Annotated in this window: 8 protein-coding genes; all 8 read right to left on the bottom strand. The window is 50.4% G+C overall.

The genetic code is table 11. From position 1 onward, the window contains the following. Positions 1–239: 239 nt before the first annotated feature. Positions 240–5,432, bottom strand: a complete 5,193-nt coding sequence (locus ACJJIQ_RS04710) for an OmpA family protein (protein WP_445363850.1) — start codon at positions 5,430–5,432, stop codon at positions 240–242. Further along, positions 5,432–18,487 carry an isopeptide-forming domain-containing fimbrial protein gene (locus ACJJIQ_RS04705; protein ID WP_445363849.1) on the bottom strand — a complete coding sequence of 4,352 codons (13,056 nt, stop codon included), beginning with the start codon at positions 18,485–18,487 and terminating at the stop codon, positions 5,432–5,434. The genes ACJJIQ_RS04710 and ACJJIQ_RS04705 overlap by 1 nt, the downstream gene beginning before the upstream one ends. 298 nt (positions 18,488–18,785) lie before the next feature. Then, on the bottom strand, positions 18,786–20,165 hold the full coding sequence (locus ACJJIQ_RS04700) for an AgmX/PglI C-terminal domain-containing protein (RefSeq protein WP_445363848.1): 1,380 nt from the start codon (positions 20,163–20,165) through the stop codon (positions 18,786–18,788). A 9-nt stretch (positions 20,166–20,174) separates the two neighbouring features. Then, complete coding sequence (locus ACJJIQ_RS04695; protein ID WP_445363847.1) at positions 20,175–20,714, bottom strand: ExbD/TolR family protein; 540 nt, start codon at positions 20,712–20,714, stop codon at positions 20,175–20,177. Continuing rightward, positions 20,711–21,301 (bottom strand): ExbD/TolR family protein, encoded by a 591-nt coding sequence (locus tag ACJJIQ_RS04690; RefSeq protein WP_445363846.1) that lies wholly within the window; start codon positions 21,299–21,301, stop codon positions 20,711–20,713. The genes ACJJIQ_RS04695 and ACJJIQ_RS04690 overlap by 4 nt, the downstream gene beginning before the upstream one ends. After that, positions 21,301–22,032: a MotA/TolQ/ExbB proton channel family protein gene (locus ACJJIQ_RS04685; RefSeq protein WP_413662566.1), complete on the bottom strand. Its 732-nt coding sequence runs from the start codon at positions 22,030–22,032 to the stop codon at positions 21,301–21,303. Before ACJJIQ_RS04685 ends, ACJJIQ_RS04690 begins: the two co-directional genes overlap by 1 nt. Before the next feature lie 69 nt (positions 22,033–22,101). Beyond that, positions 22,102–22,422, bottom strand: a complete 321-nt coding sequence (locus ACJJIQ_RS04680; protein ID WP_445363845.1) for a hypothetical protein — start codon at positions 22,420–22,422, stop codon at positions 22,102–22,104. Next, positions 22,419–23,003: a tetratricopeptide repeat protein gene (locus tag ACJJIQ_RS04675; protein WP_413662567.1), complete on the bottom strand. Its 585-nt coding sequence runs from the start codon at positions 23,001–23,003 to the stop codon at positions 22,419–22,421. Before ACJJIQ_RS04675 ends, ACJJIQ_RS04680 begins: the two co-directional genes overlap by 4 nt. Positions 23,004–23,013: the final 10 nt, after the last annotated feature.

The following is a 23,013-nucleotide window of genomic DNA, read 5'->3' as shown; positions in this document are numbered from 1 at the left end:
GTATAGCTCCATATATTGCATCTGGCGACGGTTGATACGTAGACAAGTAGATTGGGAGGCTTACTGGCTGAATCCGTCTAGTGACGGCTAATAACGTCATTTACTCTTTACTTAAAAGTGGAGTTAAATAGTGGGATTAAAAAACCCGACTCTTTTCCGTTTTAATAACTCCACATTATTGTTTGAAGCTCAAACGAAAGGGATAAGAATTAAGGCCCAGCTTGTACCGGGCCCTAGAATCACAACTTGCCAATAATATTAATAAACACCCCATGACTGTCATAGTCCAGCTGGGTGAGGTCATCAGAGAAGTCGGTAAAGTTGTAGCCCACCCCCAACTTAAGGTGGTCGCCAACATGGCGATACAAGCCGATTAGGGCGCCGCTCTTGCTATCCTGGGCATCGGGTAGGTCAAGCAGGCGGGCTTCCAAGAGGAGGTCCCAGCGTTTGATAAAATGCCAGTCGGCACGCAGTACATAAAGGCTGGCACGGCTATCGAAAAACTCCGGGTCTTCCGTGTCCATACTCAGCTGACCCAGACGATAGGCGTACTTACCACCCAAGGTCCACTGTCGATTGAGATCGTAACTGGCGTCTATCGAAAAGATATGACTCTTCTGGATAAATTCAGTGGAGGTATTTTCAACCGTAACCTGATCCTGGGTCGGCACATTATAGAAATAGGTGTACTTCATCAGGGTATTCAGGCGGTCGTTATTCACCGGGCGATAGGCATAACCCATTACCGCTTCGGTAAATTTACCATCGTAGAATTCACCTTCCGAACTTTTGCTGTCTGAATAGTTGAGCTTGCCAACCAAGCGCCAGTCTGGAGTAAACTGGTAGTTAAAGGTATTTTTTAATAACCATGTATTACGCTCATTTTCCGATACGGTATTTTCGTCCGATACGGTTTCCGATATATCCGTACGGTATTCCAGCGCTGATGCTATACGTATAGCATCACGGCCATAGCCCATATTAAAGCCCATGGCATTGCGTTCGGTTTTGGCTCCTGTATCCGGATCTTCGAGCGTACCCGCCTCCAGGGTAGTGCCATAGCTCCAACGGTCATTGGGCGCCAGATCCATACCCAGAGCGTGGGTCAGGCCAGTGGAAACATCGCCGTGACTGTAGCGCTCTTCACCATAAATATTGAGCGTATCGGAATAGCGGCTGCGGAAGCCTGTGCTCATATTGCCCTTGCGTGCACGCACACCGGTATCACTGCGCTCGTTATCCAGCGCATAATTCATATAAAGGCTGGTTCTGTCAGTCACCAGAAAGTCCGTACCGAGCCTGGCAGCTGTGCCGGTATCACCGCCGGAAACCTCACTATCCATTGTCAAACGGTCACTCACCCGATAAGCACCACCAAGTCCGATGCGATTGTTCTCTTCCCGGGTACCGGTCACCTCCATCGTATTCTGCACAAAACCAAAGGCGCTCCAACTCTCACCGGAGTCATAGCTGGCCTCGACAGCAACATCCGTTCGATCCCCTTCTGTCTGGGTTGCGGCGACAACTTCGGATTCATCCTCGCGGCTGTCATTGCGAACCGCAGAGGTGAGACGCCAGTGATCATTGATGCGGTAGCCAAGCATCAAGTCCATGGCATTGGTTTGCAACCCCTGCTCTTCCTCTTTGGTGTCGGCTTTGATTCTTACATCAAAACTTTCGCCGATCGGCAGGTTAACGCCACCGCCATATTGGATGGTATCGCCATCCACAAATTGGCCTGGACCGGAAAAACCAGCTTCACGCTCTTGATGGTAGAAATTACCAGAGCCACGCAAACTCTCGAAGAAATCTCCCAGCTGTAAAACGCCTTCCACTTTGGTTGCACTGGCAGCAACCGTGGAATCCAGGCTTTCGTCATCAAAGGTATAGCCGCCATCGAGTGAACTGACGCTATCGAGATTACTGCCCTCGCTGTCGGCCACTTCAATTTTTACCCAACTACTGGCGCTTTTACGCAAAGTCAGGTCAATACCCTGCAAGGAACTTTCATTCTCATCTTCATCTTGCTGAATACTGCTGAGGCCCAATTTGACGTGATCGCCCAACCAGTAGTGGGCACGCCCACCGACAGCCAGGGTATCCATTTCTTCAAAACCTGGTGTGTATTCGTAGCGTGCTACCAGGTATTGGGGATTGCCGTTGTAAGCGCCATCTTCAATGAGCAGTTCATCATTTGCCAGGGAAGATAAGGGGCTGTTAAGCAGGATACGCCCTTGGATATAGTCGATGTCGTAATCAACTACTGCGGTGAGAGTCTTAACTGCGAGCACCAGCCCGGAATCTTTATCCCGAACTTCTACTCGTAAACTTTCCGAACCGCTGGAAATGTCCTGGTGACGGAGGTAATACAGGGAACCGCCGGTTCCACGATACTCATCGCGCCCGGCAATGGTTCCCGGCTCTGCTCCAAAGGCATCTATTTGAAAGCGCTTCTCACCAAAGCTGGTCATCGCATCGGTTTCAAAGTGACCACTGCCGCCGTAGAGCGTCCGGTCAATTTGGGCGAGCTCATTATCGGCGTAGTTGGCTTTGAAATTACCCCAGAGACCGTAGTCATCGTACTTGGACAATTTCACATAAAACTTGCCTGACGTGGGGGCGTCTTCAACTACGGTGGAGTCATCGCCAAACGTCGGGTAATACAAATCACTATCCAGGCGGCGGAACAAGGCATCGGGAGACTTTTCCATAAAGTTGGAAAACAGATCCTCTACCGGGCCCTCTTCGGTATCTGCACTGGCCGACAGACGCCAACCTTCCCCGAAACCGCCGTTGGTGTAAAACGCCAGACGGCCATCGTAGCTTACTGAATTGTCATAATGAGTTTCATCACCGGTAACCAAGGCTGCTGGGCCATTGGTTTTATCGTAACCCACAGTAAGGTCGGCAATACCTACAGTAAACCAGTCGTTTTTGGCAAAATCCAAATCCCGCAGGAAAAGTTCACCATTACCCTCATCATCAAGTATCGCCACTTCAACCGTGTGCATACCCGGCTCAAAAATTTGCTCGGCGATAAACTGGCCTTGACTGTCGACCGGTACCGGATTGCCCGCTAACCATACGGTGTGCCCGGACGGCACCTGAGTGCCATTGACCAATACACTGTTACCATCCAGAGGAATGTTCCGCTGCGCTAAGCGGTTCTCACCGTAGCCTACTAATAATTCCCTACCAATATCTTCATTTTCTGCAGACTCTTCAATTTGATCTACCAACCACAGGGTCTGTTCCAAGGTCTCGTCATAGCGGCCCTTGTTGTCATAGGCACGCAGTACGTAGTGTAATTTTTTTAGAGGCGCCTGGAATTCAGAAAATTCTGCATGCCATTCCCCTTTGCCAAAGTGATCCAGCGGTACAATTGCCAGAGGTGTATCGCGCAGAGACTGTCCCTCTTCGAACAATCGCACTTCGGTACTTTTAATAAAAGAGGGATAGTTGGTATAGCTACTGAAAAATACCCGGTTCTCTGCCAGGTCGGTATCCGGGTTATCTGCGTAACGGATGGTATTGGGCCATGCTGTCACATTCAGGCGCGGTTGCATTTTTTTATTGTCGAAGCGAAATTGAATATTCGCTTCTTGCAAGGCCACATCAGTACAGCGCTGTAAGTCCGCTGAGTTTTTATAGGGATCGTATTCCGGGCTGCCGTCGACAGTGATACGCATTAAGTTAAGTGCGTAGGGATTATTCGCTATGGCTTCACGATTAATGCGCTCGATTTCCAGGCGATCACTTTCAGTGAGAATTGCCAATTCATCGTACAGGACTTCGATCTCAACCCTGGCGCCATCCCGCTGCTCAAAGCCATTGCTCACTACATCCGCAGATTGGACGTAGCCGCGCCCCTCAAACTCCACCTGGGTGTCTTCGAGATTCAGTAATTCCTGTACCTGTGCCATAGCGCGCTGAGCGCGGGCACCGGACAGTCCCTGGTCATCGCCGTAAACCATCGCTTCGCGGCGATCCATACGCTGGTTATCGCTGTAGCCAATAAAGCTCAGACGAACATTCGCTTTATTGGAAATTTCAGCCATGGCCGCACGTATTTGTGTCAGCTGTGCCTGACTGATAATCGGATCGCCATTATCAAAACGAATCGGCGACAGTTTTCCAGCGGCAGATTCATAGGCAATGGTGAGAGTTTCCGCAGCGGCAGCTTCCGGACAGGCCTGAACAGAATCTGTAGCGACTTCCAATGGGTCGTCATACCAAAATTCCACTTCTACGCGACGGTTGAGGGCTCGGCCTTTCGGAGTATCGTTGGCCGCTATTGGTTGACTTGCCCCCTTGCCACTGCTGGTGACCATGGCCGCAGGCAAATTCAGTGCAGAACCCAGGGCCTGAGCGACACGGCGGGCTTCGCTATAGGATCGCTCCTGATAAGCACTCTGTTGGGCTTCCGGATTTTCACTCACGTCCAGGGGGCGGGCGTCGGTATGACCAATAAAGTGAATGACTAAATTATTTTTATCGGCAAGGTTGGATCGAACCTCGCGGATACGGCGAATAAAGGCTTCCGGCAATTCTGTTTGCCCGGGCTCCATCCTCAGTGGCGTCACCAGGTTTCTAAGGCGTGCCCGCTGTTCACTGCCTGCGGCATAAGTAAGTCTGCACACCGTTTCCTGGCGGCATACTTTCACCCGGTTGAGCAACAATGCTTCCGCACGGGCACGGTCCGCCATGGCTTTTTCATCCAGGGCGTCATAGGTTACTTTTACCTGTACTCGACGATTCTCTTCACGACCTGCGGTAGTAATATTATCCGCTGTGGGTTCTATATCCCCTCGCCCTTCAACAACAATCATTTGCTCAGGCAGTTCAAGGGCCTCTTGAAGGAAGTCCGCCACGAACTGGGCCCGTGCCAAAGTAAATTCTTCTTTGCTGGCAAAGTCTGCTACCTGTTCCCCGGTAAGGGGATCGGAATCTGTATGGCCAATAAAGTGCAACTTAAAATTGGGCGTCTCACCCAAGTCATTCAAGCTCTGGCGCAGTAACTCCACTGCCTCCAGAGGTATTTCATCCTCAACGCCATAGAACAGGATTGGGTCGATAAAATCTTCCACCACGATCGGGTCCAACGGTGCAACAAATTGAGTTGCATCCTGCAACCATTGATTTGTAGGTGCGCGCAGCAGCATACCTTCAGTATTACTGCCTATCGACTGCTCTTCGAGTTCGGATTGAGCTCCACTTTCTTCAGAACTCAGGCTTGGAATATTTTGCCAGACCTGCCACCAACTAGGCTCATCTACTTGCGCACCCGCTTCCTGGGCCTGCGCTGGAAGTGTCAATGCCAACGCGATCGCAGTGGCGAGACGGCAGTCCCGCCGGGGGAAAAAGCGGGTCGTCTTCGCGGCAGTATTTATCGAGCAAGCTCGCTGATCACGATTCCGTTTTGCAAAGGACATCACTCCAAACCTCCTTTACCAGGAGGCGCTCCACGGCGCCAGAAAACTTCAGTTTCTATGGTCAAATCGTAGTCACCTTCACGGCTCTCCCAGTCCTGGGCGACCTGATCTTTAATTGCCTGCAGACGCTCGTCCACCAGATCCGGATCTTCATTCTCCCCAAGATAGGCAAGGCGTAAAACAGAGGGAGCTTCACTGAGTTTTTCCAACAATAAATCCATTCGGGAATGCCATTGCGGGCGCAATTCTGTTGTGCCCGGTTCAAATACCGCTTCGGCAATATCCAGGCGCACTACCCGGTGCAAGCTGGCTCCAAAGTTGAACTTCAGCATCTTGCCTCGGGTGGCTCGCAGCACACGCGGGTTTTCAGTGGTGAGACGATACCCGCTTGGCAAGCTGCGATCGTCGAGCTTGAGCACAAAATTGGAACCTCGATCCCCATTCGGCACCACTGCGCAGGTAATATGGAATCGACCGTGGGAGTCCGCTGTCGCATTCAGGCCGGTAGCAGTCACCACTCGAGCACCCGGTAAACCACCCTCTCCTTCATCCTGGTAGCCATTCATATTTTTATCGTCAAACACTTTGCCGATAACATCGGTACAGTCGAAGGTGGGATCGGGCACCACGCGCACAGTGGCTGAGGCCTCACCAGAGGCTGCCTGTCCAGAGAGCTGATTAAACATACGGGCGCGGTTCACATATTTGCCCTCGCCCACACCGGAACCCACAACCAATAGCAGTTTCAATACACGGGTTTCTTCCGCTTCCACGCGCAGATCTGACCACCTCAATTGCAGGCCTTCGCTTTCAGGCTCAACCGCTTCTCCATCAAGGCGCGCCGAGCCCGCGACATATTTGAAGCCTGCCGGGAAGTAATCGACTAGCTGTAGATCTGTCAGTGGAATTGGCAGTGTATTGCCAAAAGTGATGGTGTAAGGAACCAACTGACTGCGGGTTACGTTGAGCATGGCCGCGGTTTTGGTGATAGAAAGCGCTCCCTCCAACTCCGGGTCCATGGCGACATGATTGTTGAACAGCTGGCTTTCCCCTGGAATCTGACCATCATCCAAAGTCATTCGCAGGTAGTAGTCCGTTGCCGCATCCCGCGCCTCGACATCAAGAGAGGGGTGAGAGAACGATTCCTGCACCTCACAGTGATTTGCGGTCGCAGGAACCATATCGGCGTTGCTGCCCAGGCAACCAGCCACATCAAAACCGGCAGTTTCTCTGTTTGTCTGAGAAGGAATTACCAGTGATTCACCACCCACATAATCCTCATCCGCGATATCCACCTGAATCAGGTAATCCGCGTTGGATGGACAGGCTGCATCGCTGAAGTTGATATCAAACTTGTAGTAACCCCCAGACTGGGTTACCTGCCCTTGTTGTTTCTCATCATCAAAACAACGCGCAGGCAATTCCTGACCGGAACTCACCCTCAACATAGTGAGGGTGGCACCCTCAATGGCAGAGCGGGTTACTGAATCGTAAACCACGCCATTGGGTGTTAGAGGCAAATTCAAGTCCTGCGGGTTCGCTCCCGAATCTACATAAATTTCACTAATGGACTGCGGGCCGTTGGTGAAATCAGAAACAGAGTTACCCAATGAAGCTGTACTTTCAGTAGCATCTGGTGCGGTGTAACGCATTTCATAGCTAAGGCCACCATAGCTGTTCGGTACGAGCCCCTGGAACTGGAAGTAACCATTTTCATCAGACTGAACTGTTTCCATCAATTCGTCATTGAAATACAGGTCTACCGCCCAATTAAGCAACAGGCTCTCATCCGTATCCAAGGCATCATTGAAATTCACATCGTGCCACAGATAACCAGCCAGGTTGGCAATGCCCGGGGTACCGCCAACGTCAATGGCAACACTGGCCTGAGCGCTGGAAGCCGGATCATTCCACTGTACTTCTGCGGTATTTACTACAGTAAAACCATAATCCAGGTTTTCTGACATCTGCGCCTGGAAACGCAGAGTAACCATCTCTCCCGGTTCCAAATCACCGTAAGTTGTGGCGTAGTCTGCAGTGATTAGCGTGTCGACAACCGTTATTCCATCGGTCTGCCCGTTGAGCATGGCCGAATCAGCGATATAGGTAAGAACTCCATCTCCGGCTATAGCCAGGTCATCGGTGATCTCAATATAAGTTGCTGGGACACCGCTGATATTTTCGACGGTTACCAGGTATTCCAATACCGCACCCGCTTCTGCGGCACCGCCACCGACAACCGCAACTTCTTTCACAATGGAGAGCAACTGGGCATCACCCACGACAACGTCAGTTGGCTGTGCACCATTGGCTGGGTTGCCATCTGCATCGGTCAGGGTAAGTGCCAACTCATCTGCTTCGACACTACCCTGGTTACTGATAACTGTGCCTGTCGGGGTGCCAGCATTCACCATTACCTCAAATGTGACAGTGGCAGTTTGACCCGAGGTAATAATGCCTTCATTGGCTCCTGGTAGCGGCGGAGTCAGGTCATCGGATGAAACCGGTAGGGCAGAATCCAACTGTGAATTACCACCACCGTTATCCGCGACCACTTCACCATTTAAAGTGGTGGTGCCAGCAACATAAGTAGTGTCATTTGGTACCTGGTCGGTAAGCGCCACTTCGAGAGCATCTACACCACCCATATTGGTGATTGCGATGGTATAGCGAAGTACATCACCCGGATCGACAATTCCTGCGGAAATATAGTCTTCGGCAATCTCCACCGTCTTGTGGGCAATTAACAGGGGTACATCGCCAACAATATCGATCGTGGGATCATTGGGAGCATCGGTATTCGGATCATCGGAGGGCACTTCATCAAAAGTACCGCTACCCGCACCTTCACCATTTACAAACGCTTGGTTTGAAATAACGGTGCCATCATTAACGTCATTAATGGTGACATCAAAGGTGATGACCACTGCGGCTGCGCCATTGGCCGTTGCGCCGATAAAACCATCGGCTTCACCATCGGTATTAATGCTCATACCTGCAGCCAGAGGAGAGGTGCCGCTGACATCAGACAATGTGGAGCCATTCAGGGTGGTAGAGCCACTGACATAAGTTGTATTAGATGGGATCTGATCCAATATCAGGGCATTGATCGCATTCTCATTACCGGCATTTTCCGCGGTAATGGTATATCGCAGGGTATCCCCAACCATCAGCAGATCTGCATCATCAGTCATATCTGCCGACGTTTTTTCTACCACCAGTAATGGCTCTGACTCAATCAGTACTTCTGTGGGATCTTCATCACCCGCCGTATCCGGATCATCGGTGCCGTTGATGTTGGGATCATCACTGTCTTGCAGTAATTGCCCGGGAAGCTGAACCTGGGCCTGGTTGAAGACTTGGGTCCCACTATCAATAACTGCTGCCAGGGTAACTTCATAAACAATCTGGATAGAATCTCCCGTGGTACCGCTCGCCGTAAGATCCAGATTACTGACTTCCAGATAGCCACTATTCCAGGTACCGGCAGAGGCATCGATAGCACTGCTGTCACTGCCAGTCGGAGCACTTACCAACTGTAAAGTGCCCGATTCAAACAGTGCAGAATTATTTAATCGACCCAGGTCATCGGTAATCTCGACTCCGCTCACATCAACACCACTCGTATTGGTCAGTGTCAATGTGTAACGTAAAACTTCCGTGGGACTGGCTGCAGTGGCCGGGTTTTCTCCACGGCTGATATTTTCCACTACTTTGTAGAAAGTCACTTTCGGCACAGAGGCGCTAATCGAATAAGCGTCCTCATGATCCAGCACACCGGGAGTGCCATCGGTGGGCGCCGCACGGGTGTACTGGCGAACTTCAGTGAGGCTGCTATCCCAGCTGTGCCACTGAGTAACACCAGCAATGTTCGTCAGCGTATCCCCATCGACGGTGTCGGCATCCAAATAGGCATCGTAACCAATCAGCAGATGGTAATCCGCATCCAGCATTGCCACTGAACCAATGGAGGTAATTGTGAGGGTGCAGCTATCGTTATCGAATACCGCGCTAAAGTCGGAACCCTCTGTCAGGGTGGCCGTGGTAGTGCCGGCGCTGTCAGTAATTTGCGCGGTGAAATTGGCTGGGGCCGTTTCACACATTCCACCGGGATTATTATCCGGCAAAATATCGGTAACACTAATATCCCAGGCCGGGCCCGTACCGGTATTGTGCAAATCTAAAGTAAAGGTACCGCCTACACCGGACTGGACACTGGTGGGGCCAGTTTTAGTCAGGGTAATAGCCGTGGGCTCTACTACCGTCATGTCCGCCGTAGTATTGCCGCTACCCGCACCCTGCCCCGCTGAGGCATTATCATTATCGTAGTTGTAGTTGTAGCTGGCACTGGTGGCAAAATTCAAACCGTCCACATTCGGCGGGTCCATATCCAGCAGTCGCAGTGTTACATCAATAACCACTTGCTCGCCGGCGGGCACATCAATTCCGTTAGTGCTATCTGCAATACTGAGACTGGTGGAGCTGCCGTTATTTTCCGGAGTGAAAGATGCACTGCCAGATACTTTACTGGCACTGACAAATTCCAGATCCGCAGCAGACGCAGTTAGATCCATCAGCACAGTAACATCGTGAAGCGCTGTGGTCTGCGCCGTTTCTGGGATGGTAATGCGATAGTTAAACGGCTCGCCAATGGAGGCTGTTAATTGGGTAACTTCAATCAACAGTGGCGCGGCATTAGGAGTATTAAATTGGACACTCACTGGAGAAGTCGGGCCATAGTCCTCGCGTAAATCGTCAGTGACCGCCACGGAATTCAGAGACGGCAAATCGTTATCATCAAGCGAATAATAAACTTCAACATAGGCCGCATTTTGCAGGCTAAGTCCAGCCCCCAAATTAGAATCCGCTTCAACGCGATATACCATTTCCATGGACTCACCAGCGCTGATTCCGTAACCCGTACCTGCGGCAAAATCCCAAAAGGCTTCGCCAGTACTGCTATCGAAAGTAGGTGCAACCACTGTTGCTGCGGCACCATTTACTGTGAGGGATTGGACACTGACACCCCCTTGGCGCAGACCTAAAGGAATCACATCGCGGAATACCGGATCATAGGCTGGTGAAGAACCGTTGTTGGTTATCGTAACGGTATATTCAATGGTATCACCGGCGGAAAGCGTGCTGCCATCTGCGGGAGTTGAGCTAATAGCTACGGCGAGGTCCGGCTGTAACAGATCCAGTGTTTCGCTATCACTGCGGGTTTCGGCTCCTGTGGCGGCATCAAAACCAAACTCTGCGGTATTGATTAGAGCAGTATTCGTTGCCGGCCAGGGGTGGGAATCCTCATTGAGAACCCGGACAAGGTAACGCACAACAAATTCATCGTTGCTGGTATCGTTATCACCCGTGTTGACCAGGTCGGGAATGCTCCAGGTAACCGTAGTGGCACCAGTAGAAGGATCACCAGACTGCACTGGCTCTGCAATATCGGTGTGGGTAAAGGGCGCCGCAGCCGTAAATGGTGCTGAAGTCTGGCCATTAATTGAAAGTGTGCTTACAAACACCATTCCCTGGGGCAAAGTATCGACAATAAGCCCATTGGAGGCCGTGCCCTCTGGTAGGGAGAGGGTAATCTGGTATTCAACCAAGTCGCCCACTCGCAATTGCTCGTCAGCGCTACCATAGCTGTCATCTGAACGGATTTTGCTAATTGTGCTGTCATTGGCAGCATCTAGCTGAGCAGCAATATTTTCCAGCAAGTAATCATTCAGGCCGCCGCTGCCATCAGCACCGTTACGTTCATAAATACTGCTGTTATCTTCATCGAGACTGGTCCATTCCACGCTGGCAGTTGCGGACAGCGCCGCCGCCGGCTGTACATTGTCGAGTACAACCACATCGAAAACCAGTTCACTGTTATCACCAGCGGCAATATCCAGATCACTATTGGCCCTATCCCAAACCAGGTTTTGCGCAGTAGTAATTCCGTCACCAGTTACGATGGGATCTGCCTGGGAGGCTCCGGCAAAGGTCACGGTGCCCGGTACAAACTCAAGTCCCAGGGATAACAACTCATTAACCGAAAGATCGTAAGCTGCAGAATTTTCCGCATTACCCGCAGCACTGAGGTCCAGGGTAAAACGCAGTACATCGCCCGCATCCGGATCGTTACCGGGATTGGTTTGATTTGCGACAGAGGCAATTGCACTTATCTCTGGCTCGACGATGGTGAGTGTCGCTGCAGTGCCGGTGCCTCCGGACTGAGAAGTGCCACCATCAGTCGCGGCATAAGAATAAGTCACCTCATTTTCAAAGCTGTGGCCAGCCTGGGCTGTGGCATTGTTGGCAACCCGGGCGCGAACTTCAAAAATTGCCACGGTACCGGCTGGGATAATATCGATTGCCATATCGATATTATTGCCACTGGTATTATCGGTGTAGGTAAGCCCATTAATTTCCTGCAGTTGCACCAACTCCAGGCTGGGGTCTAATACATCGTAAATTTCAATATCGTAAATGGCCGAGGTGGTGCCGCTACCGGGGACCTGTATCTGGTATACGACCTCGTCACCGACAGCGGCAGTAGTCGCTGTTTGCAGTGTTTTTTGCGGGGCAGTCACACTGGTCGCAACAGTGCCCATCGGATAGGGAGTGCCCAAAGTAACTGCAGAGTACTGTTCGCCATTGCTAGCTTCCAGCGACCAAAATTCATCGACGGTAAAAGTATTAACCCAGCTTTCACCGCCACTAATATCTGTATAGAAACCGATCTCATAACTGATTTCCAAACAGGTACCCGCTTCGACCGGTACCAGGAAATCGAAGCCCATATCAGCACCCCGTGTTGCCGGCGCACTATAGGTGTAATCTGCTCCCTGTGTCAGTACAGCACCGTCGAGACTCACCTGGAGATTGGCAATGGAACTCTCATCCATTTGCGTCGCTAAATCGTCAGTTAGCGATAGGTTGTAGGCGGGGGCAAGACCCGAGTTACAGGCCTGCAGGGTAAACTGCATAATATCGTTGGCCGGGTCCACATTCATATGGGAACTGGGCCAGGTAGCATCGGTCTTGGTGAGATTGTCGATCACCGGTTGCAGTACAGTAATATCGGCACTGTCCTGCAAGGTACTGGCGCCACCGGTGTAATTTAGCTGGGCCGTATTGGTAAGAGTTGCGGTAGGCGCGGTGATTCCCGAACCCGCCACTACTTTAGCGGTGTACTCAATAACAAAGTTATTGGTATTACCGAAATTACTGGTGATATCTCCTAGATCCCAGGAAACTGTACCGGTATCGCCGGCAGTGGGAACCGAAATCGCTGAATAGGTAAAATCATTCAGGCTATCGTCGTAGGGAGCAGTGGTATCCCCATTCACGCTGACAACAGTGTCAAATTCCAAACCACTGGGCAGCGCATCATCAATAGTTACCGCTGGTGTTGTTCCCGCCTGTAAATTCAAGGTGAGCTGGTAAGTGACAATATCACCAACACGCAAGGTACCCACTGCAGTTGCGGTATCTGTATCGGCAATTACTGTTTTTGTAATACTGGTATTGTCTACCGTATTGATACTGGCTTCTGCAGGACCAACACAGTAATCATCAGGTGCGGAAATACTGGGGCATCCAGCACCGTCGCGCTCATAGGCCTGGTCATTGATACTGCCATCGTCCAGGGAGGTCCAGTCCAGCATCACACTGTTGCTGATAGGCGAACCAAAAACGCCTGTAACCTGGGTTCGGTAGGTGAGCACCAGAGTTTGACCCAGCGCTAAATCCAGACTGTTATCGCCGTTGTCACGGCCCCATACGAGTGGACCTGCTGGAGCTGCCGCTGGTGTGGCGACAAAGCCGGATACTGCGGTACCGCCTATTTCTGCGGTGGGTGTAAAGCTGCTGTCAAACGTCAACTCTGTAGGCAGCGCATCGACTAAATTCAGCTCATAAGCTGCGGCACTGGAGCCCGCATCGTGCTCCACAGTAATAACATATTCCAGCACGTCACCACCCACCGGCAGATTGCCGGGATTAGTGGCATTAGTCACTGTCTTGCTAATCTCGAGTAACGGCTCTACTACCGTTACACTATTTGTGCTGTCGTTGATATTTTCTGTGCTGCCACTTTCCCCATTGCTGTAAGTAAGCGCGGCATTATTTTGGCGATTGTCACCATCATTAGTGGCGAGATCATTTTCGATGCGGGCAAAATAGGTAATTCGAATCAGCGGAGCAATTGTGCTTCCGGCCGTGTCATTTTCACTGCTGGTATCGACGGTGCCGATATCCCAGGTAGCATTTCCGGAAGTATTATCCCCCGGAAAACTGTTAAAGGCCGATTCAGACGGCGCGCTGCCATTAATAGTTTCAATACCGACAAAATCGTAAGTGATATCGTAGTCAGCATTGTGAGAGAGCACATAACCCTCGGGGCTACCCAGCTGATCAGTGATAACTACATTTTCACTGATACCTTCCGGTAAACTAATCTCCAGTTGGAATTGTTTATGGGCACCGATGGTGGGGACTACCGAGGTGTCCAAATCCGTTTTAGTCAACGCCAAAGACAGCACTTCGGTCTGGGCGCTGGCAGTGGTTTCATAATCGTTGATGGGATCGCCTACATTAGGCAAAACACCAATACGCATGCCGTCAGCGGCACCATCAATGCCAATAGAGTTGCTACTATTAAGGGCAACATCTATACCAGGTAGGGATTGCCAGCGGGCCTCAATGGTGTTGTCCAGGATTTCATGGGGCTCAACGCCCTGCTCTACCTGGACTTCAAAAGTGAATATTTTTGTATCGCCAACCGCAATAGTGTAATCGCTATTGCTGCGATTCCAGGTAAATATGGGGGCATTGGTGCCCACCGTAGTGACATCGACATTATTGGGGGGATCGTTGCCGCCCACATTGCCCAGGTAAATAAGATTGCTACCGGTGAGATCGTCGAGCACCTGCAAGTTGTAGGCATCGGCACTGCCAATATTTTCTGCTGTAACCTTGACTGTCAAAATATCGTCAGCATCACTATTGGTAACAGCAAAGGATTTGGTCAGCTGTATTTGTGGCTCGAGTACTGTTATTTCATGGGCATCAAATGGCACCGCTACCGCTGCACCGGACTCATCCACATAGGTAACTTGCGCAGTGGTATAGCTGCCGCCATTACCCAAAACATCACCGTCATTGGTGTTACTGCTGTTTTCAATACGGGCAATAAACTCTACCGGAAAATCAAACAGGCTACCGGATACGGTGGTGAGTTCCTGATCACCAAAATCCCACTCAACGTAATCTGCAGTACCTGTACTGGTACAGGTAGCATTAAAAGTACCTCCCGGTACAAAGCCAGCGGCATCATAAGGGGAGGCACTTAAATCGATAGTTTCCCCTTCGATACAGCGCATACCTGCCGGCAACTCATCACGAATCACAAAGTCTCGCAGTTTCGCAGCCGGAATCTGTGCTATCAGTTCGTAACGTACCTCTTCACCGACAACCGCTGTATCACTGCTGGTTCCACTGGCCGTGCCGTTGGAAAACTCAAGGGCTTTCTTCGGCTCCGCCTTCACCTCAATAATCTGCATCTGCGCTTCGGCATTGCCAGACTGGTAGTGACGAGCACGTCCTGCTTCGGGAGCGCCATCACCGACACCATCATTGTCCGTGTCACTGTCAATTTGCGGAGAAGTCTGATTACCAAAATCGCCTTCCAAGCTGTCATAGCGAGTGAAGAAAGTATTGGTAAACAGCTGCAGTGGTGCCACTGACTGATGTGGTTTCACACGGTAATACAGAGTTACGGAGTCACCCGGGTTAATTCGCTCAAGGGCAGTGGAATGCTCATAGGAAAAAGTGATAATCGCCGGTGTACCACCATCACTACAGTGGGTAGCTTCCGAATAGTTATTTGCACCGGAGGTAATTCCCACCAAGCCATCGTCGCCACTGACAGTTTCCGAACTGCCATCAGCATCGTTATCCAGGCTATCGGTATCCATTGCCTGCACACACATCTGGCCGGAAGAATCCAGGGTATCAGTTACGACAACATCGTATGCGGGAGCGCGATCAACACCGCTATCCGCAGCCCGGTTAGTCACCGTGAGACGGAAGATATAAGTCTGGTCCCGGTGCCCTTCATCGGTAAAATCCACAAAATTGCTACAGCTTGTTCCAGTGCCGTAGAGATTTTCATTACAGACTTTTTTATCGACTTCTATCGAGGGTTCAGTAACAGTGACAGATTCCGACCACTCGGTGATATCTGGGAAACCGGGAACCGTGGTTGGAACACCATCAATATTGGTCAGGGTTCCACTGGTATTGTAGTTATCTACGATAATCGTTTCAGTATCAAAAACCGCAGTAAACTGGGCGCGAGCGTAATCGATACTGTCATTTGCGTGTTGATTCGGATCAGTGTTTTCTGTATCCACTGGGTCATTCAACAAGCGGGTTGTCATATCCGCAAGGAACCAGCGATCTTTCGCTGTAATATTGGTAGTAATATCCCACTGTAAATCTGTCTCACTCAGAGAGTTATTCAGACCACCGCCCTCGACAATATCACTGCTCGAAATAACCACACAATTTGCCTGGGAGGTGGGATCAGGAAGGCTGACATCTGAACAATTTAGCGCTGAATCCGCAATATAGCCCTGGCCGTCGGGAAGGTCATCGATCACATCAATGTCCTTCACTTCTATCAAAGTAAATCCCGGTGTATCGAATCCAAACCAACCACCGGCTTGAATTTCAAAACTACACTCTTCACCAATCAATACACTGCTATTTGGGAAAGCAGCTTCACTGGTCAGCTCAGTACATTCATCGGAACGGTCCTTGACCAGGTTAAAACCCATTACCCGCGCGCGCATACCATCAAGGGTGTAATTGTTGGCCAGCTGCAAGTTTGGTGTTGTTTCGGTAATTACGGCAGGGCTCGGAAAGTACAGAGGTGTACCATCATTCAGAGTGATCTCGCCGACCACATCCGCGCGAAAAGTCAGGTCGTCATCGGTGGCCAAGTGATTCTTTTCAACCACAAAAATCACCCGCTCTGTATCACCGGGTCCAATTTCACCACCAAGATCACCACTGTCACAGCGATACACTGTTGAGGAATCTGGCAAGTAATCCGGCTGGTTCCATACAGGGTGCTGAGGTACAGTGCCTACATTCGGATTGCCCAACGCCGTACAGCTGCGGTCGTTAGACAATACCCTCATCGCCTCACCGAAGGTGACATACACTGAATAATCATTCGCATCGTGGCCACCATTATTGGTGATATCCACTGTTAGTTCTGAAGTGCCACTATCGCGAACAATATAGAGGGGGTGAACAGTACTAACATCCAGGTCTTCGGGATCGGGCGTAACCGATTCCGTATCTACCTGAGTAGCAGGGCTGGTTGAAGAACAAAAGTCCTCGTAATCAATAGTGAGAACATTGTTTGCCAGAGCGATATTACTATTAGGATCAGTACTGGTGGTGGAAGACTCTTCCTCTACATCCAGGTCCGCATCCAGGTCATAGAAGTCGGGCTCAATCGTAACGATGCGGAAACGAATTTGAATTTCATCTCCATGTCGCATCATGTGCTCTTGGTCTGAGTATACCGAGTGAACTGTACTACTCAACAAGCGGAATTCCGGTTGGTTGTTATTAAGTGGATCCGTATCCCATTGATTCCAGTTAGAGCCCACACGCCATTCCAGAGTATCAACTTTGCCGTCATAGTCTGAGCCGTAGTTAGCGCTATGGCTATCAATACCGCGGCGCTCTCGGGTAATTTCCGGTGTAAAGGTGGTATCAACCACATACTCATCGGGCAGATCGCTGACAAACTGGATATCTCTTACCGAGCCACCCGTCCGGTTATTTACGGTTAAAGTAACGTAACCGGAAGCACCGAGAGGTTGATTCAAGTTGGTACCGGTAATCTCCTGGGTAATAGTGAGATCAGTTAAAACCTCAACACGCATTTCCGAAGTATCAGAGCCTGGATCTGAGGCTTCTGCAGGGCTTGAAATACCGCCCACACCCGTATCACCATCAATCTCACAACCCCACTGTAAATCTGACACTGTATTAGTGCCATTGCTACAGGAAGTATTTACTTTACCTACTAAATAAATATCCAGGTTGCCACCAGACGGAACGTCAGTGCGTCCTGAGCCACTGGAAAAGTTACCATCCAGCTCAAAGTTATTAATAGAATTACTTGCGGAAACACAGCTACTGCCACCGGGCGCAACACCATTATTATTGGCAACAGCTTCAGCGGCACTTTCACTCGGACAAGCGTAATTGATATCCATGTTGGGGTTGGACATCAAATCATCAAAACGCGCATCCTGCATATCCGCGTCACCATCATTTGAGATACGAATACGCCAGATCACATCATCTTCAATATTGCCATAGACATTATTGGTGTAATTCGTTTGCGCCGCATCAATATTACGGCCCCGCTTGTCCATGGAGGGTTCCGGCTCACGGATCGCCAACTCCATGCTGTGAGTATCTGTAGTGGTGGGGTAACTGCAGTAATCAAAAGTTGCGGTAGCATTTAAGGTGCGATTCTTAACAACCAGCTCTTCCTCTTCGTCATCCTGACTGCGCACATTAAAGGTAATCGTCAAGGTAGTATTTTCGTCGCGCTCAGCGAGTGCCGACAGGTCATTTTGATCCCAAGTTATTGTGGTACCACTAATAGTGGGTTCACCCAGAACAAACCCAGAACTCACTGAAGTAGAGCCAGTCACATACTCGAGACCGGAGGACCCGAGGTTCTCCCTAATAACGATATTCTGAATGGACTGAGTACCTGATAGGCCACTGAAAATACTGGGCACATCAACTTCGATAGTTACCTGTCCATCACCACATAAAACGCACCAACTTTGGCCGGAGCGGTGACTGAGAATATTGAACCCTGCAGGATCATCGGTAATAGAAGGACAGCTAGATTGAGCAAATGCCTGCGGTGCAGCTAATAGGATCGCCGCACAGACCAATAAAAATCCAACAATCACAGACTTGCAGGATTTTTGCTCAACAAATTCCGACTTTATTATCACTTAACGGCCGCCACTTTCTAATACAGATATTTGGAGATAAATCTGGCATTTACACCAGACATTCCACGGTGGGCGAACTTTAATTACAACCCACTTAGGTAGCCGTGAAACAAGTCATAATTAGCCAGCTAGCAAGTGGAACTTTTGTAGGGATTGCCAAGTGGTTCTCAGGCGGGCCCTCTGTGAGGGAAAATTTAGTTCAGAACGGACAAATAATAACTGAATAGGTATGACGAAAATTTCATCAGTTTGAAACGACCGGAACCCACTATTCAGTGGGCTCCGGCCAATTATCAGCCTAGGTTGGTGGGAAGAAGTCAATCGGATAAAGAATGGTAATGGTCGGCACTCCGGCCTTTTCACCAAAGTTAAATCGTTTGACCCTAGCCACAATTTTTGCATTGAGCGACGGCGAATCCACATCACTGGAATCTACACTCACGGCAGAAACCGATCCGCTGGGTTCAATAGTAATCTTCAACACCATCTTACCTTGCAGCGCGGGATTATTACGAAGCTCACGATTGTAGATACGATACAAGGTGGCTTTGTAGCGATCGAAAACAATCTGGATTTCCTCATCTGTCCGCGACGGTCCAGCACCATCACTGAGAGGACGGTCCTCGCCGGCAAAGTCACCTTCAGTACCGATAGAACTCTCAACTCGTGCAAAGGCAACGCCACCCAAGTCCGAACCAGATCCACCCACATTGCGACTCAACTCTGCCGTATTGATACCACCACTTCCCGCGGTAGATGCTGCGATGATCAGTGAGCGCTGACTGCGGTTCTCTTTTTTACCGGCTGTGCTCAGCTGGGTTTGCTGGCCGAGGCGGTTATCCAGATCATCCTGTATCAGGTCCTGGAAATTATCCTTAAAGGCGAGAACACCGGATCGCTCAGCTTTTTTACGCGCCTGCTTTTTCTCCGTCTTGGAGGGTTTCGGGTCCTGCTTGGCCACTTTCTGCTCAGGCTTCTTCTCCGGTTTTTTCTCCTCTTTCTTAGGCTTGGCTTTTTCTGGCTCCGGCGGTGGCTTGGGCTTGGTCTTCTTCTCAATAACCAGCTTGGCCAGGCGCTCGGGAATTTCCACTATTTGAGACTCAGGCTGGGGCACCGTATACAGAGGAATCAGGTAGCCCAGCAAGGCGGCGATAAACAGTGAGGCAAAGACACAGCGGCGAAAACGCTTTTCGTCCTCGCCTTGCTTGTGCCATGGCATCACCATAGGGCGGAACTTAGGCTGTTCGAATTCCCGTGTTATCTCGAACTCGAACTTTGACTCTTCCTCCTCGCGGCGCAGCTCATCCGCTCGTTCATCCAGCGCAAAGATCTCTTCCTGGCACTCGCCTATGCTGCTCTGTAAAGCACTGCGCTCATCGCGCAGCTGCTCCAGACTCTGGTTGAAACTGCGCGTCGACTGACCGATCCGCTCGATAACCTGAGCAGAAGCATTCTCCCGATAATCCTCCGCCCAGAACATTTCTCCCGCACCCGCTTCTTCAAGCTTGCGCAGGCGTTCGGAAATCTCGTCGAGCAACTGGTACTTGGACCCCTGGTCCTGCAATTCAGCCAGCTTCTCTTCGATCTGGTGCCGCTCATCCTCGAGCAGCTGCATGCGATGGTGAACCGCCTCAAGCGCCTCACCTACCGCCCGCTGTTGTTGAAGAAAATTACTCACAAACTTCCATTAACCCTGAGATGCTTTCTGAATAACCGCCAGTGAAACTTTGGTATAGCCAGCGTCTGTACAGCTGGACATCACCTTTTTCAGCAAACTGAACGGAATGCCTCTGTCCGCGAGAATATTAACCTCCGGTGGTTCTGGATCCTGGCCTCCCTCGACGCCGCCCTCACCTGAGTCTGCCGAGGCCTGGGCAACACCAATTGCCTTGGCCAGCTCCGCAACCATCGCTTCCTTAATGGCCGCAATAATGGTTTCCTCACTTTCCAACACTTCGGAAGTGGCAATTACCGAGTTGGATTCCACCAGGATTTCATCATTGGTCACCACCAAGGTCACCGTTTCCCGGGGCTTGGTCTCCACCACTGAGTCCGGCAAGGTAATCACCTTGGGGGGCTCCAGGGCTTCATTGCTGGAGGTATTAGTCAGCAGGAAAAACACCAGGATCGTAAAAACATCCATCAGGGAAGTCAGGTTCATACCTGAGGTTTTCTTGCGCTTATGGCTTCGCGCCATACGCTTCATGCGTCGGCTTTCATTTCTCATGGCGCATCTCCTATGGAAATATCAGGAAATAAAACCACCTTTTCCACCGCATCCAGATCACTGGGATCACTCCCCTCAACCCGCACTTCAGCTCCGCGCACAGTATCCATAATGCCCACCAAATGCTCATAGGCGATTGTGGGCTCCATCAGGATGATGGAATCAGTTTTTTCCGGATAACTGGCCTTAACTTCCAACAAAAACTGCGTAAGCTTCTTTAGGTCATACACCTCTGCTGTGGGCAGCACAGCAAGAATCTCAGTCTGTTCAGTATCTGCTCCAACGGGAGCCTCAATAGGAGCATTTTCACCCTCACCTTCGATATTCAGGTTGGGGAAACGTGCGATAACCTTTTCACCATCACTGATTTCCACGGCCTGTTCTCGCACAACCACCTCCACCGTAACCGTGGGATCATCCGGTGCTCCACCACCGGCACCACTCGGCATATTCAGTTCGAGAATTGTCACCCGCGAAAATACCGCCGATACCAATAGAAAAGGCACCAATACCACCATCAAATTCAAGAAAGCAGTGATATCCAGCTCAGGAGCTTCTTTATCCCGCCCGTGGCGCCGCCTTCTCATTACGCAGTTTCCGCTTGCTGTGCTACTGGATTGGTTTTGGCTGGGGCAGTTTTTTCACTAGACGGCTTGGATTTTGCGGGCTCCACTTCAAAACGGCGACGGGTTGCACCATCAATCAGGTTGGATGCTTTTACTGAGACCATCTCCAGGCTATCGATAATTTCACCGGTGAGTGAGTTCAGCAGTGCGTGGACGATCAACAACGGGATACCAGTCATCAGACCGAAGGCGGTGGTGTTCATCGCCACGGAAATACTGGCGGAGAGCAGGTCCGCTTTTTCTGCCGGGTTGGCATTGGCTACCGCCGTAAAGGCCTCGATCAGACCCATAATGGTTCCCAGAAGCCCGAGCAAAGTTGCGATATTTGAAAACAAAGCGACGTAAGGGGTGCGTTTTTCCAGCTGTGGAGTAATCTCCATCATGCTCTCTTCCATCGCGATTTCGATATCTTCACGACGGCGAACAGCCCCCTGCCGGGCCAGCCCCATAGACAATAATTTGCTCACACTGGATTCGTCCTGTTTTACCAGGTTGCGGGCGCGATCGAAGTCTCCTGAAGCTAATACCGGCTGCAGCTTATCCCACATATTGCGGTTGCTGCGGCGCTCCAAATGCAGTCGGATAAAGCGCTCGATAGCCACTGCACCACCCAGTGCGGCAACCACGAGAATCGGGTACATGAAAGTACCGCCCGTCTGGAAAAACTCGATGACGTTATTGAAAAAGTCCATTACAAACCCTCTTGAGAAATACAGCTAAATCTTGGTGCTACTCCGGCGACAGCCAGAATCAATATGGCGTTAATCGCCGGACAGGCTGAGTTGATAGAACTCCAACTCACGCATGAAAACTTCCTTGTCGAGCGGTTTGAGTTTGTCGTCCATCAAGCTGGAGACAAGGTCGCTTTCGACACCCACTTCGGAACTTTTCCAGGGGACAATATAGAGAGACTTAGGGGCTTCCTTGTTACCGATAATAGAAATACCCGACAACTCCTTAATTTTTGAATCCACCTTATTATCGGTGGATTCTTTTTTCTCCTCTCCCTCAGACTGAGCCAAGGCATAAGGAAAAACCATAAAGCTGGCCACGAATGGCAAAGCCCAACGAAGTTTAATCATTTACCAGCCCTCCGTTGAATATCAGCTAACCAGATAGTGACATCCCGGTCCTCTGGTTCCAATTGAACATATTGTTCGAATTGTGCCAGAGCACACTGGAGATCTTGCAGATACAGATCACACAATATGCCCAGATTTTTTATCAAAGGTAGATATTCTGGATTTTCTGCCAAAGCATTCACATATATTTTTCGCGCTTCGGCAAAGCGCCCTTGCTTTCGGTAGAGAACAGCCAGTTCATTAGTTGCCACCGGATGCTTTTCATCCAGCGCCAATGCCTTTAAAAAAGCCTCTTCCGCTTTTGCCTCATTGCCACTTTTGTAGTGGGCAATACCCAGATTGATATAGGGTGCCGGAAGGCGCTGCTCGCGCTCTACCACTGACTGCAGAAGCTCAATAGCACTCGCATAATCCTGCTCGGCAAGATATTCCAGGGATCGCTCAAAGTCCCGACTCACACTGCCTGATACCCGCACCGAAGAATAATCAGAGATTTTTCCAGACTTGGTTTGGGTGCTGGCGCAAGCTGCTAACAACAAGGCTAAGCCCACCAGAAAAAACAAACGCATTTGTTTTTGCATAACTTTCCAC

The sequence above is a fragment of the Microbulbifer maximicatervae (SeqCode) genome, assembly GCF_052468295.1.
This window is presented reverse-complemented; position numbering and strand designations above follow the sequence as displayed.